Raw genomic sequence first — 22312 nt, 5'->3', positions numbered from 1 at the left:
GAGTGGAGTGGAGTGGAACGTTAAGCACCGCCGGCAGTGGCCGCAAGCGGGCTGCCGGATCGGCCCTGGAAACGCGGCTGTGGCCGTCGCGATTGGCACTTGCCGCGACGGCATCCAATAGGTAAATCTCAGCGAAACGGTCCGGCGCCGGTCCGCGCCGGAAGTACTAGACTGGCCGCAGCCGAATTGGCGCTGCCGGAGGAGGGTCCGGTATGTTCGACTGGTTGTTCGCCGCAGCGCTGGCATTGGCGCCCCCCGTGCAGACCGCGGCACCGACGATGGCGCCGGTGACGGTTTCCGCCGAAGTCGTGCCGCCCTCGCCGGAAGAAGTGCTGGCGATACCCGCGGAACTGCGCGCGATGCTGCAACGGCAAGTGATCGAACCTTCCGGCAGGAGCCGCAAGCGCCGGCTCGACCTGTTGCTCGACTTCATGTTCGACGAAACCGGGCTGGGCATGCAGTACCGGCAGGACGCGACCCATACCGTCGCCGAGTCGTTCCAGACCCGCGAGGCCAATTGCCTGGCCTTCACCCTGCTGACCGTGGCCCTGGCACGCGAAGCCGGCCTGTCCGCCAGCGGACAGGAACTCGAACGGGTGCTGTCGTGGGACCTGAACGGCGACATCGTCGTGCAGAACACCCACGCCAACGCCAGCATCGCCGCAGGCGGCGAACGCTACGTCATCGACGTCGCCGCCGACGAATTGCTGACCCATACGCCGCCGCAGCGGATTGGCGACGCGCGCCTGCTGGCGCTGTACTACAACAACCGCGCGATGGAACTGCTGATGCTCGGACGCACGGCCGCCGCCGGCGTCTGGTTGCGCGCCGCAATGCAACAGGACCACGACTACGCCACGTTGTGGAACAACGCCGGCGTGATGCGCCTGCGCGCGGGCGAGATGGCGGCGGCGGAAGAAAACCTGCTGCAGGCGCTGCGGCTGAACCCGACGCACACCGGCGCGCTGTTCAACCTGATCGGCCTCTACCAGCGTACCGGCGACGAGGCGCACGCGGCGCAATGGCGGCGGCGCGCCGAACGGATCCTGCTCAAGGATCCGTTCCACCAGTTCGCGCTCGGCATGCGCTCCGAGCAGCACGGCGATTTCGCCGACGCACTGAAGCACTACCGGCGCGCGGTCGCGCTGGACGGCGACGAGCACCTGTTCCATTTCGGCCTCGCGCGCGCCTGGCTGCACCTGGGCAACACGCGCCGCGCAGGCATCGAACTGGCCCGTGCGCACGATCTCAGCAGCGACGGCAACCGCGACCTCTACCAGGTCAAACTCGACACGCTGCGCCGGATGATGCAGCAACAGTAGCCGCGCGGCCCCGGTTCAGCGCGTCGCTTCGCCCTTCGGGACGAGCCGCGCGACGAAGCCGCCGCCGGACGCGAGTTCGATGCGCAGCGTTTCCTTCGGGCCGACGGCGCGCGATTCGATCCGGTAGTCGGCGGCGTAGCGGTCGGCGTTGATCCCGTCGGCGACGATCGTCGCTTCGTATTCGCCCGCAGGCAGGAACGACAGCGGCACCTGCAGCGTGCGCGCGGCCCAGTCGGTCATCGCCGCGACGTACCAGGCGTCGCCCGCGCGGCGCGCGACCGCCAGGTATTCGCCGACCTCGCCCTGCAGCGGCCGTGTTTCGTCCCACGTCGTTGGAATATCGGCGAGGATGCGGGTGAACCCCGGCTCGGCGCGATAGTCGGACGGCGTGCCGGCCAGGTACTGCAGCGGACTGTCGTAGACCACGTACTGCGCCAGTTGCTGGGTACGCGTGCCCTGGCTCATCGGCTGCTCGCCGACCACGCGGAAGGTTTTCTGCGTGCCGTTGAGCATCGCCCCGCCCTCCCAGTCCATCGGGCCGGCGAGCATGCGCACGAACGGCACGGTCGCCGCGTGCCCGGGCGTCGCGCGGTCGCTCCACATGTCGTACTCGTGGCCCAGCACCGCCTCGCGGGTCAGCAGGTTGGGATACGCGCGCTGCAGGCCGGTCGGCTTGGCCACGCCGTGCAGGTTGACCAACAGGTGCCGTTTCGCCGCCTCGCGCGCCACGCGCTCCTGGAACCGCAGCATCGGCTGGTCGTCGCGATCCATGAAGTCGACCATGATCCCGCTGGCGCCCCACGCCGCGTAGCGGTCCAGCGCCGCTTCCAGGTCCTGCGACAGCGCATGCGCCTCGTTCCACAGCAGCACGCCCACGCCCTTGCCGCGCGCATAGGCGATCAGGCCGGGGACGTCGATGTCGGGATTGACCCTGGCGTTGTCGTGCGGGTCCGACCAGCCGGCGTCGAACATCATGTATTGCAGGCCGTATTCGGCGGCGAAATCGATGTAGTAGCGATAGGTGTCGGTGTTGAGCCCGGACTTGAAGTCGACGCCATGCAGCACGCGGCTGGTGATCCACTCCTCGGTCGACTTGCCCGGTTCGATCCACGCGGTGTCGTCGAGCCCGAGCGGGCTGGCGAGGCGGTAGACCAGGTCGTTGCCGAGCAGGCCGGCGGCATCCGGCGACACCATCAGCACGCGCCACGGATAACTGCGCCGGCCCTGCGTGCGCGCCAGGAAATCGGCGCGACGCACCACCAATGATTGCTGGAACTCGCCGCCGAAGACCTTTTCTTCCAGCGGATAGCGCGGGAAGTCGCCGCGCAGCGCCGGCTCGCCGGGCACGCGGCGCAACCACAGTCCCGGGTAGTCGCGCAGGTCGGATTCGGTGAAGCCGACGTAGGCGCCCGCGGTCCGCAGCAGGACCGGCAGGAACGCCAGCCCGTCTTCCGGCACCGCGTCGACCGCCTGCTTCGCGTAGTTCGCTTCGTAGCTGGTCTGGAAACAGTCGACCCCCGCTTCCTCGCGGCAGCCGGACAATGCGATCCACGCGGTGTCGCCCTTCGCGACGCGCAGCCCGGCACGCTCGTCGCGCACCGTGACCTCGCCGTCGATCGCGGTCTCGAAACGGTACGCGATGCCGTCGTCGTAGGCGCGGAACGTCGCGGCGAGCGTCGGGCCGAACGACAGGCGCAGTTCGTTGTAGCGGTCGGGGATCGACGACCGTTTTTCCGCCACGACCGGGCGGATGGTTTCGTCGACCGAGCGCCGCGCGCTGCCGCTCAGCGCGGGCAAGGCGTCGGCGCGCAGGTGGCCGTCGATGTCCAGTCCGATCACCGGCGTGCCGGCCACGACCTTGCCGCGGTAGCGCACTTCCAGCGTCAGCGTGCCACCGGCCTGCACCACCGCTTCCAGCGGCGCTTGCGGTGCGCGCAGGCGGAAGGTTTCCGCGCAGGCCGGCAATGCGCATGCGGCGAGCATCAGGCCAGCCAGCCCTCCCGTCGTCATGGCGTTCATGAAGAGGCTGCCCCGGCTGGCGCGTTTCATCCGTTCTCCCTGCGTTGGCGGCGGTTGCGTCCGTGCGAAGAAAGATACTCCTCCCCGGTTTTGCATCCCGATGCGGCGCACCGAAGACGCGACGACCCGCAGCGCGCCAGACGCCGCCCCCTGCCGTTCGTCATGGCGACTTCCGATATAGACAAAATGTTCTAGACAAACCGGTCTAGGTGCGCTAGCGTGCCGCCATCGATCCCCGCGACGCGAATCCGATGGCCAAGCCCCGCATTCCCAGACCCACCGCCGCCGAACTCGACCTGCTGCGCACGCTGTGGCGGCTGGGGCCCTCTTCGGTACGCCAGGTGCACGAGGCGCAGCGGCGCGAGCGCCCCGACCTGGCCTACGCCAGCGTGCTGCGGCTGATGCAGATCATGCACGGCAAGGGCCTGCTGAAGCGCGACGAAAGCCAGCGCTCGCACGTCTATTCGGCGGCACAGCCGCAGGGCTCGCTGCAAACGCGGCTGCTCGACGACCTGATCCACAAGGCCTTCGCCGGCTCCGGCAAGGACCTGGTGCTGGCGGCGCTGCGCGGCGGCCGCGTCAGCGACGCCGAACGCGAAGAGATCCAGCGCTTCCTCGAGGAGAACCGCGATGACTGACCTGCTGCCGATGCTGATGCCGTCGCTGGCGAACGCGCTGCTGCATTTCCTCTGGCAGGGCGCGCTGATCGGCCTGCTCGCCGCACTGGCGCTGGCCCTGCTGCGCAACGCGCGGCCGCAGTCGCGCTATGCGGTCGCCTGCGCGGCGCTGCTGGCCTGCGTGGCGGCGCCGGTGGCGACCCTGCTGCACTCGTTGCTGGCGGCCACCGATGCGCCGCCCGCCGCGGTCGCCGCATTTGCCGCCAATGCCGATGCCGTGCTGCCTTCGACCGATGCCGCGGCATCGCGCGCCCTGCCGATGCCGGCGACGGACCTGCAACCCTGGATCGTCGCGCTGTGGGCGGTGGGCGTGGGCCTGCTCTCGCTGCGCATGGCCTTCGGCCTGGCGTGGGTGCGGCGGCTCTGTCGGGATGCGCATGGCGCAGACAACGATTGGCAGGTCCACGTCGACCGGCTTGCCTTGCGCCTCGGCATCGCCCGCAAGGTCGCGTTGCGCCTGACCGACGACGGCGACAGTCCGGTGGCGGCCGGATGGTGGCGGCCGGTGGTGCTGCTGCCCGCGGCGATCGCCGCGGGCATGCCGGCCGACCTGGTCGAAGCGTTGATCGCGCACGAACTGGCGCACGTCCGCCGCCACGATTACCTGGTCAACCTGCTGCAGGGCGCGGTGGAAGCGCTGCTGTTCTACCACCCGGTGGTGTGGTGGCTGTCGCGGCGCATCCGCATCGAGCGCGAACTGGTCGCCGACGACCTCGCCGCGGCCGCGTTGGGCGAACCGCGCCGCCTCGCCCTCGCCCTGTCCGAACTCGATCGCCACGCCGCCGCGCGATCGCCCGCCCCCGCACTCCCGTCCCATTACGCGCCCGCCGCGCACGGAGGTCATCTCATGTCCCGCATCCGCCAACTCGTCCGCCCCGAACGCCGCGCCATCGGCAGCGCCGTGGCATTGCCGCTGATCGGCCTCGCCGTGGCCGGCGTCGCCTTCTACGCCCAGGCCCGGTTCGCGCCGCCGGCGCACGTTCCGGCGCAGGCCATGCCGGTGCCGGTCGCCGCCGTCCAGGCCGCTCCCGCGCCTGCCCCTGCCCCGGCCGCCACTCCCGCTGCCGCCGGCCATGCGCGGCCGGCGCCGGCGCCGAGGCCGGCCGCGCGCGCGGCAGCCACCCCGGGCGGCGAACGCGAACGCAGTGGCTACGCGCTGGTGCGCAAGGACCGCGACGGCTTCTCGATGTCGGGCAACATCGACGACGCCGACGACATCCGCGCCGCGCGCGACAGCATCGACGGCGACTTCCTCTGGTTCCGCCGCGACGGCAAGGCCTGGGTGGTGCGCGACGCCGAAACCCTCGCCCGCGCGCGCCAGGCCTGGGCCGTGACCGATGCGCTCGGCGAACAGATGCAGGCGCTGGATGCGCGCATGAAGCCGCACAGCGAGCGCATGCAGGCGCTGGGCGCGCGCATGGAAGCGCTGGGCAAGGACAACGCCTTCGATTCGCCGGAAGCGCGCGCGGCCACTGCGAACATGGAAACTCTGGGCCGGCAGATGCAGACATTGGCCGGACGCCAGGTCGCGCTGGCGGGCCGCATGCACGGCGCGACCGAGGCGGAACGCGCGCGGCTCGAACGCGAGCAGGAGGCGATCGCCCGCGAACAGGATGCCCTGTCCCGGCAGATGGAGCGACACGGCGCCACGCTCGAAGCGGCCGGCAAGCGCATGGAGGCGCAACACGCGCCGATGGAAGCGCTCGCCCGCGAAATGGAAGCGGCCAGCAAGCCGATGGAGGCGGTCGGCGCGGAAATGGAGGCGCTGGGCAAGCGCATCGAGCGCGAAGCCGGCCTCGCCGACGCGCAGCTGCGCAAGCTGATCGACGAGGCCTATGTCGGCGGCCGCGCGCAGCCCGCGCCGACGCGGCAATGAACCTTCAACGCCGGCGGGTGGCCTTCACCACCACGCCGGCTGCCCGGGCTCGAGCGGGATGCACCCCTCGTAGCGCCCGGGAACGGCGACATAGCGGGTTGCCCGGGTGGCGCCGATCTCGGAAGTGAAATAGGCAGTGAGCGCGAGCTGGCGCACGCTGGAAAACCAGTGCGTGTCGCCCTCTTCCTGCGCAGCGGCGTCCACTTCGCGCAACAGCCGCTCGCGTTCCGGCTGCGCCAGCGCAGCGAAGGCGCCGCCGCTTTTCCTGCAGGTTTCGCGGAACGCTTGCAGCCCGGCGGCGACGCGCTGCTGCACCTCGGGGCTTTCGCAATCGGCCAGCAGCAACGCCATCGTCACGCCGACTCCCGCCGCCTTCGCGCCCGGCGAGGCCGCGGTCGTCGGCAGCAGCGTGTCGGCGATGTCCTCGAGCAACGCCCGGTCGGCCCGCTGCGCCGACTGCGCCTCCGCCGCGGTTTCGCGGCCGCCCCGCGCGCAGGCGGCCAGCCAGCCCGGAACGGCCAGCGCGCCGCCTGCCGCGGCGGTCGCCTTCAGCATCTCGCGGCGGCTCATCGCTCGCATCGGCGCGCTCACAGGTTCCGCCGCTTCAGTTCGCCGACCGCGTGGTCCACCGCGCGCGCGGTCAGCGCCATGTACAGCAGCGACGGCGACTGGTTGCCGGTCGACGTCATGCACGCGCCGTCGGTGACGAACACGTTCGGGCACGCGTGCAGCTGGTTCCACCGGTTGAGCAGCGAGGTGCGCGGGTCGCGCCCCATCCGGCAGCCGCCCATCTCGTGGATGTCGCGCCCGGGATACCAGTGGGTGTCGGCGGTCTCGATGTCGCGGCAGCCGGCCACTTCCAGCATCTCGGCCGCCTGCGCGCGCCAGTCGCGGACCATGCGTTCGTCGTTGTCGTCGTAGTCGACCGAGGTCACCAGCTGCGGGATGCCCCACGCGTCCTCCAGCGTATCGTGCAGGCGCACGCGGTTGCTTTCCTTCGGAATGGTCTCGCCCTGCATGTACACGTAGATCTTCCATTGCCCCGGCCGCGCCTGCGCGTCCTTGTACGCGCCGCCGACGCGTTCGGCCGAGGCCGCGCCGCGCTCGCGGTAGGCGCCGGTGAACGTGGTGTAGCCGCCGACGAAGTCCATCTCGTGGCGCTTGAGGTTGCGGAAGTTGGGGATGATGCACTCCGACGGGCGGCGGCCGAAGTAGTAGCCGTCCTCGAAGCCGTCGATCGCGCCGCCGCCGTTGGCGCGGTAGCTCTGGAAGGCGACGTACTTGCCGAGCAGGCCGTTGTCGTTGCCCAACCCGTGCGGGAAGCGCGGCGACACCGAGTTCAGCAGGATCAGCACCGAATTCAGCGCCGATGCGTTGACGAACACCAGCTTCGCCCGGTATTCGCTGACCTCGTGGGTATGCGCGTCGATCACCCGCACCCCGCTCGCGCGGTTCGTGCGCTCGTCGCAGATGATCGAATGCACCACCGAATCCGGGCGCAGGGTCAGGTTGCCGGTCTTCGCCGCCCACGGCAGCGTCGACGAGTTCGAGCTGAAGTACGCCCCGAACGGGCAGCCGCGCCAGCACAGGTTGCGCGACATGCACGCGCTGCGCCCCTGCTGCAGGTGGATCGGCTCCGGCCTGGTCAACTGCGCCCAGCGGCCCTGCACCACGTAGCGGTCGCCGTAGTGCCTGCGGATGCGCTCGCTGTAGGCCTTTTCGACGCAATTGAAGTCGAACGGCGGCAGGTACTCGCCGTCGGGCATCGATTCGATCCCGTCCAGCGCGCCGCACACGCCGATGAACTTCTCCACGTGCGAATACCACGGCGCGATGTCGTCGTAGCCGATCGGCCAGCCGATGCCGTAGCCGTCGCGCTCCGGCGCCTCGAAGTCGTAGCGGCTCCAGCGCTGGCAGGCGCGGCCCCACATGATCGACTTGCCGCCGACCTGGTAGCCGCGGATCCAGTCGAACGGCTTCTCCTGCACGTACGGGTGGTCGCCGTCCTTGATGAAGAAGTGGGTCACGTCCTCGGCGGCGATCCGCGCTGCGACCGGGTTCTCCTCGCGGTACTTGCGGGTCAGCGCGCCGCGATGCGGGAATTCCCACGGCGCCATGGTCGCGGTCGGATAGTCCTTGATGTGCTCGACGTTGCGGCCGCGTTCCAGCACCAGCGTCTTCAGGCCCTTCTCGCACAACTCCTTGGCCGCCCAGCCGCCGGAGATGCCGGAGCCGATGACGATCGCGTCGTAGGTGTTCGCGTCGCTGGCCATGCTCACAGCGCCGGGGTCAGGGTGATGTCGCGGAATTCGACCGGGCCGTGGTCGCCCTGCAGGAACAGCGGCCCGGGCGCACCCTCGTCGCTGTCCAGCGCGCCGCCGGTGATGCCGGGGATCTCGCGGTCGCAGATCACGGTCCTGCCGTTGACCGCGACGCTGACCCGGCGCCCGACCAGGGTGACGTCGAGCGATTGCCATTGGTCGGGAGCGAGCGAGGCATCCTCGCTCGGCGCGAGGAAGCCGTAGATGGCGCCGAGCGTGTCGCTGGCCGGCTCGCCGGACGTGTCGGCGATCTGCACCTCGTGGCGGCCGCGCAGGTACACGCCGCTGTTGCTGCCCTTCGGCAGGCGCAGTTCGACGTGCAACTTGAAGTCGGTGAACCTGCGCTCGGTGGCGAGGTTGGCGCCGGCCGCCGCGTTGCGCAGCACGCCGCCTTCGACCTGCCACTGCGACGACCCGCCGAGCGCCCGCCAGCCGTCCAGGCCCTGGCCGTCGAACAGGCGCACCGGCTCGCCCCAGCGCGGCGCTGCCGTGCGCCGCAGCGACGGCGCGCGCTTCGCGCTCCATTCGTATTGTTTGCCGTCGGGAAAGACCATCGTCCCGGCCAGCGCGCCCTCGCGCAGGCGCCCGCGCACCGTCAGTTCGCCGCTGCCGCCTTCCCATTGCGGCGGAATCGCGAAGCGCATCCCGGTGCCATCGAATTCGATGCGCGAAACCGGTCGCGCGCTGCCGACGCTGCCGACGAACTGCCCGACCAGCGCGCTGTTGCCGGAGCGGCGGATTTCCAGCCACGAAGGCTGTTCGCCGCCGAGCGCATGGATGTCGATGTCCCAGCGCCCGACAAGCGCCTCCGCGGCGGCTGCGTCGGCGGCGGCGAAGGCATGGCCCGAACCGCCGACCAGACCGAGTGCGAGCAGTGCCGGCAGACGACGGCGCATGGGCGATTCCCTCGGGTTCCGGAAACAGGAAGCGCGAGGAATGTAAACGATTCCAGCCAGCTTGCCCCGCGGCGCCGCACCAATCGGCCCGAGTGTTTGCCGTCATTCCCGCGAAAGCGGGAACGGCGGGCAGATGCGATGGGCGTGGCCCCGCCTTCAGGACTGGAACACCGGCTCCAGCATGCGGAACGTGCCGGCGTCGGCATCCATTTCCACCTTGCCGCCGACCGGCACGATGAACTGCTGGCGGATGTGTCCGATCATCGCGCCGCGATACGCCGGAATCTTCAGCGGCTTGATGTAATCATCGAGGATCTGCGCCAGCGTCAGCGAGCCGTAACCATCGCCGGGTTCGCAGTCGGTGCACTCGCCGAACACCAGGCCGGCGATCCGGTCCAGCACGCCCATCAGCTTCAGCGTGCTGAACATGCGGTCGATCCGGTACGGCGCTTCCGACACGTCCTCCAGGAACAGTATCTTGCCGGTGAAATCGGGCAGGTACGGCGAGCCGGCCAGCGCCACCAGCACCGACAGGTTGCCGCCGACCAGTTCGCCCCGGGCCTTGCCGCCGGCGATGGCGACGGTGCGGTTCCTGCGCTGCACCAGCTCGTCGCCGCGCTCGGCGATGTTGCGGTACTCCATCAGTTCGCGCTCGAAGAACACGCGGCGGAACTGGTCGGCGTTGAAGCTGTTCCAACTGCCCGAGCCCATCGGGCCGTGGAAGGTGACCAGGCCGGTCTGCGCCTGGATGGCGCTGTGCAGGGCGGTGATGTCGGAATAGCCCAGCAGCACCTTCGGGTTGCGGCGGATCGCGTCGTAATCGAGCAGCGGCAGCAGCCGCGCGGCGCCGGAGCCGCCGCGCACGCAGATCACCGCCTTGACCTCGCGGTCGGCGAACATCGCATTGAGGTCGTCGGCGCGCCCGGCGTCGGTGCCCGCCAGGTGGCCGCGGCGCGACGCGTAATGCGCGCCGGTCTTCACCTTGAACCCCAGCGCCTCCATCGCCTCCCGGGCGAGCTGCAGGTCGAACGGATCGTCGGTGGCCGCCGACGGGCTGACCAGCGCGATGGTGTCGCCCGGATTGAGCGGCACCGGCAGCAATCGCCTGCGCGGCGTGGCCGCGAAGGCGGAACGGCCGCCCGCGCCGGGCAACGCCAGCGCCGTTGCGGCCAGCGCCGCGGTCCCGAGGAAGTTTCGCCTGTGCATGTCGCCGCCTGTCGATGGACTGCGGGCCAGCTTAACAAGCCTGCGCCGCGCTTTCGCGGGACGGCCGGCGGGACGCATCCGTCCTGCACGCGCCCGCTGCGCACGGGCGGACGGGGTTCAGCGCCGGCAGGTGTTGATGCCGACCAGCCGGTACAGCGGGCAGAAGTTGAACAGGCCCGTGGCCAGCGGCAGCACGCCGATCCAGGCCCATGCCGGCCCGCCGGTCGCGGCCCAGGCGATCAACGCCGCGCCGATCAGGATCCGGACCCACTTGTCGATGCCGCCCACGTTCGCCTTCATCTGCGTGTCCTCCCTAAGGGGGCGCGCAGTATGCGCCCGCCACGCATCGCGGCATTGATCGGGATCAAGATCGCGCGGCCCGGCCACCCAGCGCCGACCGCGAAGGGAGCGCTTGACCTGGATCAGCCATCGGCGCCCGCCGGAGGCGTAGCCTGCAGCCAACATCCATCGGAGAAGAGAAATGCGTACGCTGATCGCCGTGGTTGTGCTTGCGATCTCGGGGGGTGTCGTAGGTTCGGCATGCGCCCAGGACCATGGCCATGACCAACACCCCCATCCCGTGCCGGCAGACACCGCATCGGCGCGTTATCCGGTCGACGCATCCTTGCAGCAGGGGATGCGGAACATTCGCGCCGCGGTCGACGGGCTTGGCCATTACGAGGCCGGGCACGCCGCGCCCGCCGATGCCGTCCGGCTTGCAGGCGAAGTCGAAGACAACGTTCGATTCGTGATCGCCAACTGCAAACTGCCGCCGGAGGCCGATGCGGCGCTGCACGGCATCATCCTGCCGTTGATGCAGAACGCCGGAACGCTCAAGCGCGACCCGGAGAAACGCGAAGCCATCGCCGCGATGCGCAAGTCCCTGGCGGATTACGCGCGGCAGTTCGACGATCCCGAAGCCATGCCGCGCTGACCGCTGCGCACCCGACGTCGCAGGGTGGGTTCAGGCCCACCCATGCGAGGCGGCAAGCGCACCGACATGAAACCGCTTCCATTTTTCCGCAGGTTTTCTGCCGGTTAAACGGCGCTTGCGCACCTCAGATTGCATTCAGAAGCGCGGTAGCTAATTGGTGTCGCAACCGGCGTGGTGCCGGTCCGCGAACACGGCAGGTGTCGACATGAAAGTCTCCCGTTCCTCTTCCGCCTTGTGGGCGTCCGCGCTGGCCCTGGTGCTGGCGGGCGGCCTGCCCTCCGCCGCGCAATCGCAATACCGCCCGGGGCAATCGCGCGAACGCCAGGAGCAGGACGCTTCCGCCGACGCGAAAAAGAAGGCCGAGCAGCACCGGCAGGCACAGGCCGCGCGGATCGAGCAGCATCGCCAGCAGCAGGCCGAACGCCAGCGCGGCCAGCAACAGCAGGCCCAGGCCGCGCAGCAACGCCAGCGCGCCGAACGGCAGCAGCGCCACGCGGCCGAGCTGCAGCAGCGCCGCATCGCCGAGCAGCAGCGGCGCGGCGAGCAGGCACGGCACGACGGCGAACGGCGCCAACAGCTGGCCGAACAGCAGCGCCAGCGCGCCGAGACCGATCGGCGCCGGCAGGAACCGCAATCCGCGGCCGCGCAACAGCGCGAGCGCGACGAACGGCAACGCCTGGCCGAACAGCAGCGGCGCAGCCAGCAGGCGCAGCGCGATGCCGGGCAGCGCCAGCGCGCGGCCGAGCTGCAGCGCCAGCGCCTTGAAGCGGAGCGGCGCCGGCAGGAGCAGCAGCGCGTCGCCACGCAGCAGCAGCGCCAGCAGGACGAGCGGCAGCGCCGGCTGGCCGAGCAGCAGCGCCGCAACGAGCAGGCGCAGCGCGGCGACTGGCAGCGCCCGCCGTACGGCCAGCGCCGCCTGAGCCGCGACCTGCAGGAACGCCGCATCCGCGAGGAACGCGCGCGCAGCGAACGCTACCAGTACGAGCAGCGCCAGCGCACCGCCGCCGCGCTGCAGTGGCGGCGCCAGTTGCAGCGGCAGCACCGCCTGGCCCAGTACCGCCAGCAGCAGGCGTACTACCAGCGCCTGCGCCGCCAGCAGATGCTGTGGAATTCGAACTACAACTACGACGACGATCCGTACTACTACTCGCCGGCGATCTACCGCTACCGCTACGGCGGCCGCTACTACCAGACCAACCGCTACGGCGCCGAGCTGATGCGGCAGGCGGTCGAATACGGCTACCGCGAAGGCCTGTACGCGGGCCGCGCGGATCGCGCCGACGGCTGGCGCTACGACGTCCGCGGCGGCTACGGCTACCTGGACGCCAGCTACGGCTACGACGGCCGCTACCTCGGCTACGACCAGTACCGCTACTACTTCCGCCAGGGTTACGAGCGCGGCTACGCCGACGGTTACTACGCCCAGGACCGCTACGCCCGGCGCGACGGCGACGACCTGGCGATCGCGGCCGCGGTGGTGGTCGCGATCCTCGGGCTGCAGCAGTTGCTCTGAGCGCCGCCCGCGCCCGCCGCAACGGAAACGCCCGGCCAGGTGCCGGGCGTTTTCATTTCTTCGGCAACGCCGCGTTCCGGCGCAGTTCGTCCGCGCGTGCGGCCAGCAGCCAGGCGACCGCATCCGCTTCGCGTTCGAACACCTGCGCGGCCAGCCCGAAGTTGCCGGCGGCCACCACGCCGAAGCGATCGTGGTCGATGAACGACGCCGGCGCCACCACCGCGATCCGCAACCGGCCGTCGGCGGCGTCGGCCCACTGGCGCACCATGCGCAGGCGGTCCACCAGGGCCGGCGCGGCGAAGCCGGCGTCGGCGACGTCCAGCAGCAGGTGCGGATGGCCTTCCGCCACCATGCGCCGGATGACCCCGGCGACCAGATCGACGGCCGGTTCGAATGCCCCGTGCGTGTCCGTCAGTCGTGCCACCGGCACGCCATCGACGATCTCCAGCCGTATCGCGCCAGGCATGGGGCCTCCGGGGGAAGGACTGGCAATCAGATTAGCGGAAAACGCGGCGGGCAAACCCGCGCCATCGCCCGCTCAGCGGTACGCCCCGGGGCCGCTCCACAGCAGGTCGCCGCGGTGGTACACGTACATCACGGTGATGATCTGGCGGGCGTCGCCGATGGCCTGCAACTCGGGGGAATCGGGTTCGAGCAGGCGGCAGTTGCCGGAGCCGCGCCGCAGTGCGACTTCCGCCGGGCACGCCATCAGGTACTGCGTGCCCGGCAGCGGGATGTACAGCTCCTTCACCCCCTGCGCCATCCAGCTGCGCAGCCGCGTTTCCGCGCGCAGGTCGTAGATGATCTGGTAGCCGCCCACCTCCATGCTGGGCCCGGTGGCGGTCGGGCTGCCCCGGTTGCCGCGGCGGTTGGCCGGCCCCGCGACCCGCCCGTTGTCGGTGGGCGCGGTGTCTTCCTCGATCAGGCCCGGCGGCCGTCCCCACCGCCGCGAGCGGCGCTGGACCGACGCCGGCGGGCTCGCGGCGGGCGCCTGCGTCCGGCTGTCCTCGGGTGGCTCCGGGTTGTCGCGCGATTCGGGTGTCGGTTCGCTCGGGCGTTCGATCAGTTCGGCCTCCAGCACCGGCTTGCGCGGCTTCACGCGTTCGCGCGCCTTCGCCGCGGACGGCGGCGTGGGCGTCTTCTTCGCGGGCTTCGGGCGCGGTGGGGCCGGCGTGGGCTGTTCGGGCGGCGCGCCTTCGCCGACGAACGCCACCCGGGTCCGGGAACCGCTGCTGGCCGCGCTCTGCGGCGAGGTCAGCACCGGCTTGGCGGCCCACAGCAGGGCCGCCAGCATCAGCACGTGCAGCAGCGCGCTGGTCAGCGCGGCGATCCACGGCCGCAGGCGATCGGCCAGGGGCTCGGCCCTGGTGTCCGGTTGCGTCGACGTATCGCTCATGCCGCCAGGGGGTCGTGGGAATCGCAGGCCCGCATGCGGGAATCACGAAGTGCAGCCGATGGAGTGCGGCATCGTAACGCGTGGCGCGGGGCGATGAGCGTCCAATCGATGAACGTCCGATTACGACTTCGGCGTGTTTCCGCCCACACGACCGTGCAATGGTCGCCACGATGGGTGGCCTCAAGTGGTCTTGTGGGGGTTATCCTCCTTGCGAACCAGAGCGTATGGGGAAATCAGCATGAAGTGGCAAATGTTCATTGGCCATGCGGTATTTCTTGGCTCGGCACTCATCACCCTGGCCATCGTTCTTGCACTCAAGGTAATGCGCAAATCGCGGGAGCGACGTTCTCCGCTGCATGGCAAGCAGATCGGACACGTGCCTGGCCAGCAACTGCTGGATCGCATTGACAAAGCTCGGGACGAACTCGGTTTCAGCCTCGGCCTCATGATCCTTGCGCTACCCATGCTGTTTCTTATTTGGGCGACGCTCCGAATCGATTGGACGAAAGTCGGGGTCGGCGCGAACGAGTTGGTATTCCTTGTCGGATGGGCGTTGTTCTTCGGATACGGCTTCTGGCAATACCAGCGCCACTCAAGGGAAAGGGATCAGGCGCGCGACGGTCTGCTGGCAGAACGTGTCACCGGCACGCAGCTGAACCGCCTTGTCGCACAAGGCTGCATCGTGATGCACGACCTGCCCTGCGGCGATTTCAACATCGATCACGTCGTCATCGCCCCGCGCGGTGTCTTCGCCGTGGAGACGAAGTCCTTCCGTAAACCGAAGAATGTCGCGCCCAGTGAGTCCGCCAAGGTCGGGTTCGATGGCGAGGTGCTGAAATTCCCCGACTGCACTACCTTCAAGCCGATAGAACAGTCGAGGCGTCAGGCCAAGTTCCTTGCAGGCTACCTGCGCGAGAGCCTGGGCGAAGCTGTTCGCGTCGATCCAGCGATTGCCCTGCCCGGCTGGTGGGTGGAGAAGACCGAAGCCGGAAAGGCTTCGGATGTGTTCGTATTCACCCCAATGGGTCGCGGTTGCGACTGGTTCACTTACGGCAATGAGACCATTCCGCTCGCCAAGCGCAATCTGATCATGCAGGCGTTGGCGATGAGATATCCAACAGTTGAGTGAGTGTGAGTCGAGCGGTCGGGGTTAGCACAGCGAACCCCAACATCGCCCCGCCTTGATTTCTCGCGCAGTCGGAGTTCACTTCGTTCGCCACAACCTACAAAAGCTCATCCGACCTACGCGGGCTGGAACTTGGTCGACGGCAGCCCGTACACCATGGGCGGCGGCGACACCAGCAACGGCGTCGGCCACTTCCGCTCGAAGCACTAATGTCGGGCAGATCGTCTACAACATGCTGGCGAGCACCTGCACCACCGGTTGCGCGAATGGCTATGCTGGGGTGAACGGGCCGGCGGTTAACCGCTAGGCCGGGCGCCACGGAGGGGCGTAGGCTGGGTTGGCCTTATCAACCCAGCAACCAGGCAATGCTGGGATTGTGCTTCGCTTCATCCCAGCCTACGGTCCTATTTGCTACGCGTAATATCGTAATTCACTGCACCGCCCTCGACCCCCGTGACCCTCACGGTGACACCAAACTCATCCGCGCCTGTCGAGACCACGCACCGCTGAATCTCGCCGACCTCGGCAGTCAGCCCTTCTTCAGGGCATTCCACCTTGCCCGGGCTCTGGCCGGTCACTTCGGTCACTGCCTGCGTTACGCGCTTCACGAGCCCTTCTTGAGTCAACCTGTTCGGATTTTCCGCGGTGAGAAGATCGATTTTGCCCCCATTCGACGTGAGTGTCGCGGTCAGTTCCAGACCGTCGATGACGAAAGTGCACTCAACCTCCGAGCCGTCGTCGATATCCAGCTTGTCGGGACAATCGGCGGAGTCCGGCGATATACCTCTATGTTCCTTCAAGACCGCCTGAATGTGACCGGAGAGTCCGTCCCGAGGCCACCAACTCGGCTTCTCCGGGACAACATAGTTGACGTCGACCGTGTTGCCGTTGGCTCCATTCGACGTGGCCGTCGCGGTGTACCCCAGGCCATTACGGACGACGGCGCACTCGACCTGCGATCCCTTGTCCGCATTCAGCGCATCCGGACAGTCGATGGAGTCCGCTGGTATACCCAGTTCATCCAGGAATGTCTTGAGCAGGTTGGCGAGCCCAAACGGGGTTACACGGCGCGGCCGTTCCGTCACCTGGACGTTGATCAGATCGCCGTCGATCCCGTTGAACGTAACAGTCAGGATCTGCTCAAGGCCTAAAAAAACGGCGGCGCACTCGACCTGCGCGCCCTTTTTCTTATCCAGTTCGTCTGGGCAATCGACGGAGTTCGCCAGCTCGCCACGCTCCACCAGACTCGCATCGAGCCGACGCTCGAGCTCATCCGTTGACACCTTCTGCATCTCAGCGCTCACAGCTGCAGCGCACACGGTGGAGAGGAATATCACGGCAGCAGCGCAAATCTTCTTCACCGCCGTGTCGGCGTTGACGCTGCGTTTGTTAGCCGGACCTGGCATGGTCTACATATTCCGCCTGTACTCTCCACCCACATCGTACAGTGCATGACTGATCTGCCCAAGGCCGTGGGTCTTCACCGCCTCCGCCAGCGCTGCGAACACGTTGCGCCGCTCGCGGGCGGTGCGCTGCAGGTAGCGTCACAGATCGGCCCGATTCTCGGTCCGAGCCCACCTCTTGTCCATATCCTCAGCCAAGGAACAACCCCACGTATTCCTCCAGCGGTCGCCGCAGGATCGTCGTATTCGCATACAGCGGGATGCGCCCGTCCTTCCAGCGGCCCACGCGGATGCCCGCCTGCCGGCCGCGCTCGAACGCCGCTTCGGCCAGCGACTGCTCCATCTCCAGCCAGAAGATGTTCGACGCATGCGGCGAACTTCCATCTCGCACCTTGCCGCTGTCGACCAGCGCCGACACCAACTGCCGCGCACGCTGGTGCGCTACCACGATTTCCGAACGGAAACGCGGCAAGGCATCGTGCGCCAGCGCCGCCGGCATCCAGCCCTGGTAGAGCGCACCGCCATAGACGTGGCGCAGGTCGCGCGCCTCCGCGATATCCGCCTTCGACCCGGCCAGCACCGCACCGAACGGCGCTTCCAGGTACTTGTACAGCGACACGTACACCGTATCGAACAGCGCCGTGTACGCGGCCAGGTCGAAACCCGGCTGCGCGAGCAGCAACCGCGCCCCGTCCAGGTGCAGGCGCGCGCCATGCGCGCGGGCCAGCGTGGCGATTTCCTTCACCAGCGGCAGCGGCACCATCTCGCCATCGGCGCGCCGCACCGGGCTTTCCAGCGACACCGCGCCGATCTTCATCGGATACGGCCCGTTTTCCGACGCATCGATCGCGCCGCGCATTTCTTCCAGCGTCGGACTGGCGCGACCCGCCGCCAGCGGCAACAGGTTGATGCCCGACAGGCGCTGCGCCGCATCGCTTTCGTCGCGGTACAGGTGGCTCTCCTGCTGCACCAGCGCGCGCCGCTGCTCCCCGCACAGCACGCGCACCGCCACGTTGTTGGTCAGCGTGCCGGTGGGGAAGAACGCGCAGTCCTCCTTGCCCAGCAATTGCGCGAAGCTGCGCTCCAGTTCGGCGACCACGCCGCCGTCCTGGTAACGGTCGCGGATGTCGGCGTTGCCGCGGGCCAGTTCCGCCAGCCGCGCGGTCATCGCCAGCGGATCCGGCGGCGCGCTGTCGCCGACCAGCCACACGCTGCGCGCGTCGACCGGCGGGAATGCGGGCGGCGGCGCCGCGGCGGCGGATGCGGCCTGCGCGGCGGCGGCCACGTCAGCGGTCGCCGCGGCCAGCGCGGTAGCCAGCGAACCTTGCAGGAAAGCACGACGGTCCAAGATCGTTCTCCGGTAAGGGGATTTCGATACGTCGGACCTGCGCTACGGCGCGCAGGTCGGGGTGAGCGTAGCAAACCCCCGACATCCCCATGTCCGGAAGGCACTCGCAGTCGGGGTTCGCTTCGTTCACCCCAACCTACCAAAACTGAGGCGTGGCTTCTCCCTCTCCCCTTGCGGGAGAGGGAAACGCGCGTAGCGCGAGGGGTGAGGAGCCGCTGCTCACGCGGCATTGCCGCGTGCGGCTCCGAACGCCCGGCGTGCTACGCCGGGCCGGACAGGGGTCGGCTTTTGACTTTCACCAGGCAACTGCAAAAGCCAAAGGCACGCTCGCTGCGCTCGCGCCCCCTCTCCCGCCCCTTCGGGGCACTCTCCCCCACTAGGGGGGAGGGAGACTCCAACTCACTCCCGATCGAGACGTGAATTCACCCTCTCCCCCTTTCGGGAGAGGGGTGGAAGCAGGCTGATTACATGTTGCGGCGGTACTCGCCGCCGACGTCGTACAGCGCGTGGCTGATCTGCCCCAGGCTGTGCGTCTTCACCGCCTCCACCAGCGCCGCGAACACGTTGCGCCGCTCGCGCGCGGCGCGCTGCAGGTAGGCCAGGCCGTGGCCGTCGTGCGGCTCGGTGGACGCCGCATCGTCGTCCTCGACCACGTGGCCGTGGTCGGTCTCGCCTTCCGGCGCCAGCCCGTTCCGCGACGCCTGCCAGGCGCGCACGTTGGCGATCTGCTGCGCCTTCTCCTCCGCGGTGCTGCGGATCAGCTCGATCTCGGTGGCGATCTCGCCGCCGTGCTCCTTCGGCAGGAAGGTGTTGACGCCGACCAGCGGCAGGCTGCCGTCATGCTTCTTCTGCTCGTAGTACAGGCTCTCTTCCTGGATCTTGCCGCGCTGGTACATGGTGTCCATCGCGCCGAGCACGCCGCCGCGCTCGCTGATCGCCTCGAATTCCTTGTACACCGCCTCCTCGACGATGTCGGTCAGGTACTCGACCGCGAAGCTGCCCTGCCACGGGTTCTCGACGAAGTTCAGGCCGAGTTCCTTGTTGATGATCATCTGGATGGCCACCGCGCGGCGCACGCTTTCCTCGGTCGGCGTGGTGATCGCCTCGTCGTAGGCGTTGGTGTGCAGGCTGTTGCAGTTGTCGAACAGCGCGTACAGCGCCTGCAGCGTGGTGCGGATGTCGTTGAACTGGATCTCCTGCGCGTGCAGGCTGCGGCCCGAGGTCTGGATGTGGTACTTCATCATCTGGCTGCGCTCGTTGGCGCCATAGCGCTCGCGCATGGCGCGCGCCCAGATGCGCCGCGCGACGCGGCCGATGACGGTGTATTCCGGGTCCATGCCGTTGCTGAAGAAGAACGACAGGTTGGGCGCGAAGTCGTCGATCTTCATCCCGCGCGCCAGGTAGTACTCGACGATGGTGAAGCCGTTGCTGAGGGTGAAGGCCAACTGGCTGATCGGGTTCGCCCCGGCCTCGGCGATGTGGTAGCCGGAGATGCTGACCGAGTAGAAGTTGCGCACCCCGTTCTCGACGAAGTACTGCTGGATGTCGCCCATCATCCGCAGCGCGAACTCGGTGCTGAAGATGCAGGTGTTCTGCGCCTGGTCTTCCTTCAGGATGTCGGCCTGCACCGTGCCGCGCACGGTCGCCAGCGTCTGCGCCCTGATCCTGGCGTAGGTCTCGGCGTCGACCAGCTGCTCGCCGGTGACGCCGAGCAGGCCCAGGCCGAGGCCGTCGTTGCCGGCCGGCAGTTCGCCGTGGTAGCGCGGGCGCGGCCGGCCCGCGAACAGCGCGTCGATCTTTTGTTGCGCCTCCGCCCAGCGCTGCGGATCGGCCTTCAGGTATTTCTCCACCTGCTGGTCGATGGCGGTGTTCATGAACATCGCCAGGATGATCGGCGCCGGGCCGTTGATGGTCATCGACACGCTGGTGGTCGGCGCGCACAGGTCGAAGCCGGAATACAGCTTCTTCATGTCGTCCAGCGTCGGGATGTTGACCCCGGAATTGCCGATCTTGCCGTAGATGTCCGGGCGCGGCGCCGGGTCCTCGCCGTACAGGGTCACGCTGTCGAAGGCGGTGGACAGGCGCGCGGCCGGCTGGCCCAGGCTGAGGTAGTGGAAGCGGCGGTTGGTGCGCTCCGGCGTACCCTCGCCGGCGAACATGCGGATCGGGTCCTCGCCGGTGCGGCGGTACGGGTACACGCCGCCGGTGTACGGATAGCTGCCCGGCAGGTTCTCCTTGCCCAGGAACACCAGCAGCTCGCCCCACGAGCGGTAGGTCGGCGCGGCGATCTTCGGGATCTTCTGGTGCGACAGCGATTCGCGGTAGTTGTCGCCCTGCAGGGTCTTGCCGCGCACCTCGTAGCGGTAGTGCGCGTCGGTGATCGCCTTGAGCCGCTGCGGCCATTCGCGCAGCTGCTTCAGGTTCAGCGCGTCGAGCGACTGCACCGCGTCGTTGTAGCGCTGGCGCAGGGTCAGCAGCGAACGGTCCGGCCCTTCGGCTTCGCCCTGCGGGCTACGCTCAGGGCGAACGGCTGGATTTTCGGGCGATCCGCCTTGATCCGTTCGTCCTGAGCGCAGGCGCGAAGCGCCGGAGTCGAAGGACAGGTCCTCGGCCGCGTACAGTTCCAGCGCCTTCGGCAGGCGCGGGTCTTCCAGGTCGTGCAGCGACTGCCAGTAGCCCTGCGCGCGGTCGGCGATTTCGGCCTGCGCCTCGATGCGGCGGTTGATCGCGCGGCCCTGCTCGGCGATCTCGGCCAGGTAGCGCACGCGGCCGCCGGGGATCAGCACCGTCGCGCGCGGCTCCTTCAGCGAGGTGTCGATGTCCGGCGCGAAGTCGCAGCGCGGCGTGGCGGCGTGCAGCTTGTCGCGCAGCAGCCGGCACAGGTTGGCGAACATCCAGCTGACGCCGGGGTCGTTGAACTGCGACGCGATGGTCGGATAGACCGGGATCTCGTCGTCCTTCGCGGCGAAGGCGTTGCGGTTGCGCTTCCACTGCTTGCGCACGTCGCGCAGCGCGTCCTCGGCGCCGCGGCGGTCGTACTTGTTCAGCACGACCAGCTCGGCGAAGTCGAGCATGTCGATCTTCTCCAGCTGCGACGCCGCGCCGTAGTCGCTGGTCATCACGTACACCGGGAAGTCGACCAGGTCGACGATCTCCGAATCGCTCTGGCCGATGCCGGCGGTCTCGACGATCACCAGGTCGAAGCCCAGCGACTTCAGGAAGCCGATGCAGTCCTTCAGCACGGTGTTGGTCGCCGCGTGCTGGCGGCGGGTGGCCATCGAGCGCATGTACACGCGGTGGCTGCGCAGCGAGTTCATGCGGATGCGGTCGCCGAGCAGCGCGCCGCCGCTGCGGCGCCGGGTCGGGTCGACCGAGACCACCGCGATGCGCATCTGCGGGAAGCAGGCGAGGAAGCGGTTCAGCAGCTCGTCGGTAACCGACGACTTGCCGGCGCCGCCGGTGCCGGTGAGGCCGAGGATCGGGGTCTTGCCGCCGGCCAGCTGCCACTGCTTGCGCAGCCGCGACAGTTCGGATTCGCCGTACGCGCCGTCCTCGATCGCGCTGAGCACGCGGCCGATGCCGATCTCGTCGTCGATGCCCGGCGCCGCCGGCTGGCCGGCGTCGCGCCGCGAGCGCGCTTCGTCGGCGCGCTTGACCACGTCGCCGATCATCTCGACCAGGCCCAGCTTCATGCCGTCGTTGGGGTGGTAGATGCGCTCGACGCCGTAGGCCTCGAGCTCGCGGATCTCCTCCGGGGTGATCGTGCCGCCGCCGCCGCCGAACACGCGCACGTGCGGCGCGCCCTTCTCCTTCAGCATGTCGACCATGTACTTGAAGTACTCGACGTGCCCGCCCTGGTACGACGACAGCGCGATCGCGTCGGCGTCCTCCTGCAGCGCGGCGCGGACCACGTCCTCGACGCTGCGGTTGTGGCCCAGGTGGATCACCTCGGCGCCCTGCGCCTGGATCAGCCGGCGCATGATGTTGATCGCCGCGTCGTGGCCATCGAACAGGCTGGCCGCGGTGACGAAACGCAACGGCGTTGCGTCGGCACGCGCAACCGGGACATCTGAAGCCAACCTGCTCATGCACCCTCCATGCATATGTATTCGGAAATCCAGACCGGCAATTCTAACGCCGCCCGCGTGCACCGCCCGGCACGCCCGACCGGCGCGACCGACGGCGGGCGAACCGTGACCCCGGTCCGCGGTTTTGCGTAGACTAGGCCCGCGCGACGCTTCCGACCGCACCATGGGAACGTCGCTTTTTCGTTTC

17 protein-coding genes are annotated in these 22312 nt (G+C 68.8%); 6 read left to right on the top strand and 11 right to left on the bottom strand.

Translation table 11 applies throughout. The features are described from left to right. Positions 1–212 precede the first annotated feature (212 nt). The gene (locus tag CSC71_RS01790; protein WP_162372628.1) at positions 213–1322 is read left to right on the top strand and encodes a tetratricopeptide repeat protein; all 1110 of its coding nucleotides are present in this window, start codon (positions 213–215) and stop codon (positions 1320–1322) included. A 15-nt stretch (positions 1323–1337) separates the two neighbouring features. On the opposite strand, the gene CSC71_RS01785 is transcribed toward CSC71_RS01790, so the two are convergent. Then, the gene (locus CSC71_RS01785; RefSeq protein ID WP_162372627.1) at positions 1338–3332 is read right to left on the bottom strand and encodes a glycoside hydrolase family 97 protein; all 1995 of its coding nucleotides are present in this window, start codon (positions 3330–3332) and stop codon (positions 1338–1340) included. A 260-nt stretch (positions 3333–3592) separates the two neighbouring features. On the opposite strand from CSC71_RS01785, the gene CSC71_RS01780 reads away from it, so the two are divergent. Together CSC71_RS01780 and CSC71_RS01775 are read left to right on the top strand one after the other, a co-directional pair. Next, entirely contained in the window at positions 3593–3979 is a 387-nt protein-coding gene (locus CSC71_RS01780; RefSeq protein ID WP_162372626.1) for a BlaI/MecI/CopY family transcriptional regulator, read from the top strand. Further along, positions 3972–5894 carry a M56 family metallopeptidase gene (locus tag CSC71_RS01775; protein WP_162372625.1) on the top strand — a complete coding sequence of 641 codons (1923 nt, stop codon included), beginning with the start codon at positions 3972–3974 and terminating at the stop codon, positions 5892–5894. Before CSC71_RS01780 ends, CSC71_RS01775 begins: the two co-directional genes overlap by 8 nt. Before the next feature lie 24 nt (positions 5895–5918). Here the strand turns inward: CSC71_RS01775 and CSC71_RS01770 are convergent, their stop codons facing one another. The 5 genes from CSC71_RS01770 to CSC71_RS01750 form a co-directional block, all read right to left on the bottom strand. Further along, the gene (locus CSC71_RS01770) at positions 5919–6464 is read right to left on the bottom strand and encodes a gluconate 2-dehydrogenase subunit 3 family protein (protein ID WP_162372624.1); all 546 of its coding nucleotides are present in this window, start codon (positions 6462–6464) and stop codon (positions 5919–5921) included. A 17-nt stretch (positions 6465–6481) separates the two neighbouring features. After that, entirely contained in the window at positions 6482–8167 is a 1686-nt protein-coding gene (locus tag CSC71_RS01765) for a GMC oxidoreductase (protein ID WP_162372623.1), read from the bottom strand. A 2-nt stretch (positions 8168–8169) separates the two neighbouring features. Next, on the bottom strand, positions 8170–9111 hold the full coding sequence (locus CSC71_RS01760) for a 3-keto-disaccharide hydrolase (RefSeq protein ID WP_162372622.1): 942 nt from the start codon (positions 9109–9111) through the stop codon (positions 8170–8172). A 156-nt stretch (positions 9112–9267) separates the two neighbouring features. Continuing rightward, positions 9268–10317 carry a S66 peptidase family protein gene (locus CSC71_RS01755; protein WP_162372621.1) on the bottom strand — a complete coding sequence of 350 codons (1050 nt, stop codon included), beginning with the start codon at positions 10315–10317 and terminating at the stop codon, positions 9268–9270. A 117-nt stretch (positions 10318–10434) separates the two neighbouring features. Beyond that, positions 10435–10617 carry a YgaP family membrane protein gene (locus tag CSC71_RS01750; RefSeq protein WP_162372620.1) on the bottom strand — a complete coding sequence of 61 codons (183 nt, stop codon included), beginning with the start codon at positions 10615–10617 and terminating at the stop codon, positions 10435–10437. A 181-nt stretch (positions 10618–10798) separates the two neighbouring features. On the opposite strand from CSC71_RS01750, the gene CSC71_RS01745 reads away from it, so the two are divergent. Continuing rightward, positions 10799–11251, top strand: a complete 453-nt coding sequence (locus CSC71_RS01745; protein ID WP_162372619.1) for a DnrO protein — start codon at positions 10799–10801, stop codon at positions 11249–11251. A gap of 205 nt (positions 11252–11456) precedes the next feature. Further along, positions 11457–12764, top strand: a complete 1308-nt coding sequence (locus tag CSC71_RS01740; protein ID WP_162372618.1) for a hypothetical protein — start codon at positions 11457–11459, stop codon at positions 12762–12764. A gap of 52 nt (positions 12765–12816) precedes the next feature. Here CSC71_RS01740 and CSC71_RS01735 read toward each other — a convergent pair whose 3' ends face one another. Then, a complete protein-coding gene (locus CSC71_RS01735; RefSeq protein ID WP_162372617.1) occupies positions 12817–13230 on the bottom strand; it encodes a hypothetical protein in 414 nt (137 codons plus the stop codon). Between the two features lie 72 nt (positions 13231–13302). Beyond that, positions 13303–14160 carry a type II toxin-antitoxin system RelE/ParE family toxin gene (locus CSC71_RS01730; protein WP_162372616.1) on the bottom strand — a complete coding sequence of 286 codons (858 nt, stop codon included), beginning with the start codon at positions 14158–14160 and terminating at the stop codon, positions 13303–13305. A gap of 238 nt (positions 14161–14398) precedes the next feature. Here CSC71_RS01730 and CSC71_RS01725 point away from each other — a divergent pair, with 238 nt between their 5' ends. After that, positions 14399–15289: a nuclease-related domain-containing protein gene (locus CSC71_RS01725; protein ID WP_162372615.1), complete on the top strand. Its 891-nt coding sequence runs from the start codon at positions 14399–14401 to the stop codon at positions 15287–15289. 401 nt (positions 15290–15690) lie between these two features. Here the strand turns inward: CSC71_RS01725 and CSC71_RS01720 are convergent, their stop codons facing one another. The 3 genes from CSC71_RS01720 to CSC71_RS01710 all read right to left on the bottom strand — a co-directional run bounded on the left by CSC71_RS01720 (position 15691) and on the right by CSC71_RS01710 (position 22125). After that, positions 15691–16692, bottom strand: a complete 1002-nt coding sequence (locus tag CSC71_RS01720; RefSeq protein WP_162372614.1) for a DUF4333 domain-containing protein — start codon at positions 16690–16692, stop codon at positions 15691–15693. Positions 16693–16879: 187 nt separating this feature from the next. Beyond that, positions 16880–18037: a threonine aldolase family protein gene (locus tag CSC71_RS01715; RefSeq protein WP_162372613.1), complete on the bottom strand. Its 1158-nt coding sequence runs from the start codon at positions 18035–18037 to the stop codon at positions 16880–16882. 464 nt (positions 18038–18501) lie between these two features. After that, positions 18502–22125 (bottom strand): methylmalonyl-CoA mutase family protein, encoded by a 3624-nt coding sequence (locus CSC71_RS01710; protein ID WP_162372612.1) that lies wholly within the window; start codon positions 22123–22125, stop codon positions 18502–18504. Positions 22126–22312 lie beyond the last annotated feature (187 nt).

The organism is Pseudoxanthomonas sangjuensis, from assembly GCF_010211755.1.
In the GTDB taxonomy this organism is placed as follows: Bacteria; Pseudomonadota; Gammaproteobacteria; order Xanthomonadales; family Xanthomonadaceae; genus Pseudoxanthomonas_A; species Pseudoxanthomonas_A sangjuensis.
This window is presented reverse-complemented; position numbering and strand designations above follow the sequence as displayed.

Bases quoted from the DNA above. Each gene is read 5' to 3' on its own strand.
- CSC71_RS01790 (WP_162372628.1), top strand. From the start codon at position 213: ATGTTCGACTGGTTGTTCGCCGCAGCGCTGGCATTGGCGCCCCCCGTG.
- CSC71_RS01785 (WP_162372627.1), bottom strand. From the start codon at position 3,332: ATGACGACGGGAGGGCTGGCTGGCCTGATGCTCGCCGCATGCGCATTG.
- CSC71_RS01780 (WP_162372626.1), top strand. From the start codon at position 3,593: ATGGCCAAGCCCCGCATTCCCAGACCCACCGCCGCCGAACTCGACCTG.
- CSC71_RS01775 (WP_162372625.1), top strand. From the start codon at position 3,972: ATGACTGACCTGCTGCCGATGCTGATGCCGTCGCTGGCGAACGCGCTG.
- CSC71_RS01770 (WP_162372624.1), bottom strand. From the start codon at position 6,464: ATGAGCCGCCGCGAGATGCTGAAGGCGACCGCCGCGGCAGGCGGCGCG.
- CSC71_RS01765 (WP_162372623.1), bottom strand. From the start codon at position 8,167: ATGGCCAGCGACGCGAACACCTACGACGCGATCGTCATCGGCTCCGGC.
- CSC71_RS01760 (WP_162372622.1), bottom strand. From the start codon at position 9,111: ATGCGCCGTCGTCTGCCGGCACTGCTCGCACTCGGTCTGGTCGGCGGT.
- CSC71_RS01755 (WP_162372621.1), bottom strand. From the start codon at position 10,317: ATGCACAGGCGAAACTTCCTCGGGACCGCGGCGCTGGCCGCAACGGCG.
- CSC71_RS01750 (WP_162372620.1), bottom strand. From the start codon at position 10,617: ATGAAGGCGAACGTGGGCGGCATCGACAAGTGGGTCCGGATCCTGATC.
- CSC71_RS01745 (WP_162372619.1), top strand. From the start codon at position 10,799: ATGCGTACGCTGATCGCCGTGGTTGTGCTTGCGATCTCGGGGGGTGTC.
- CSC71_RS01740 (WP_162372618.1), top strand. From the start codon at position 11,457: ATGAAAGTCTCCCGTTCCTCTTCCGCCTTGTGGGCGTCCGCGCTGGCC.
- CSC71_RS01735 (WP_162372617.1), bottom strand. From the start codon at position 13,230: ATGCCTGGCGCGATACGGCTGGAGATCGTCGATGGCGTGCCGGTGGCA.
- CSC71_RS01730 (WP_162372616.1), bottom strand. From the start codon at position 14,160: ATGAGCGATACGTCGACGCAACCGGACACCAGGGCCGAGCCCCTGGCC.
- CSC71_RS01725 (WP_162372615.1), top strand. From the start codon at position 14,399: ATGAAGTGGCAAATGTTCATTGGCCATGCGGTATTTCTTGGCTCGGCA.
- CSC71_RS01720 (WP_162372614.1), bottom strand. From the start codon at position 16,692: ATGCCAGGTCCGGCTAACAAACGCAGCGTCAACGCCGACACGGCGGTG.
- CSC71_RS01710 (WP_162372612.1), bottom strand. From the start codon at position 22,125: ATGAGCAGGTTGGCTTCAGATGTCCCGGTTGCGCGTGCCGACGCAACG.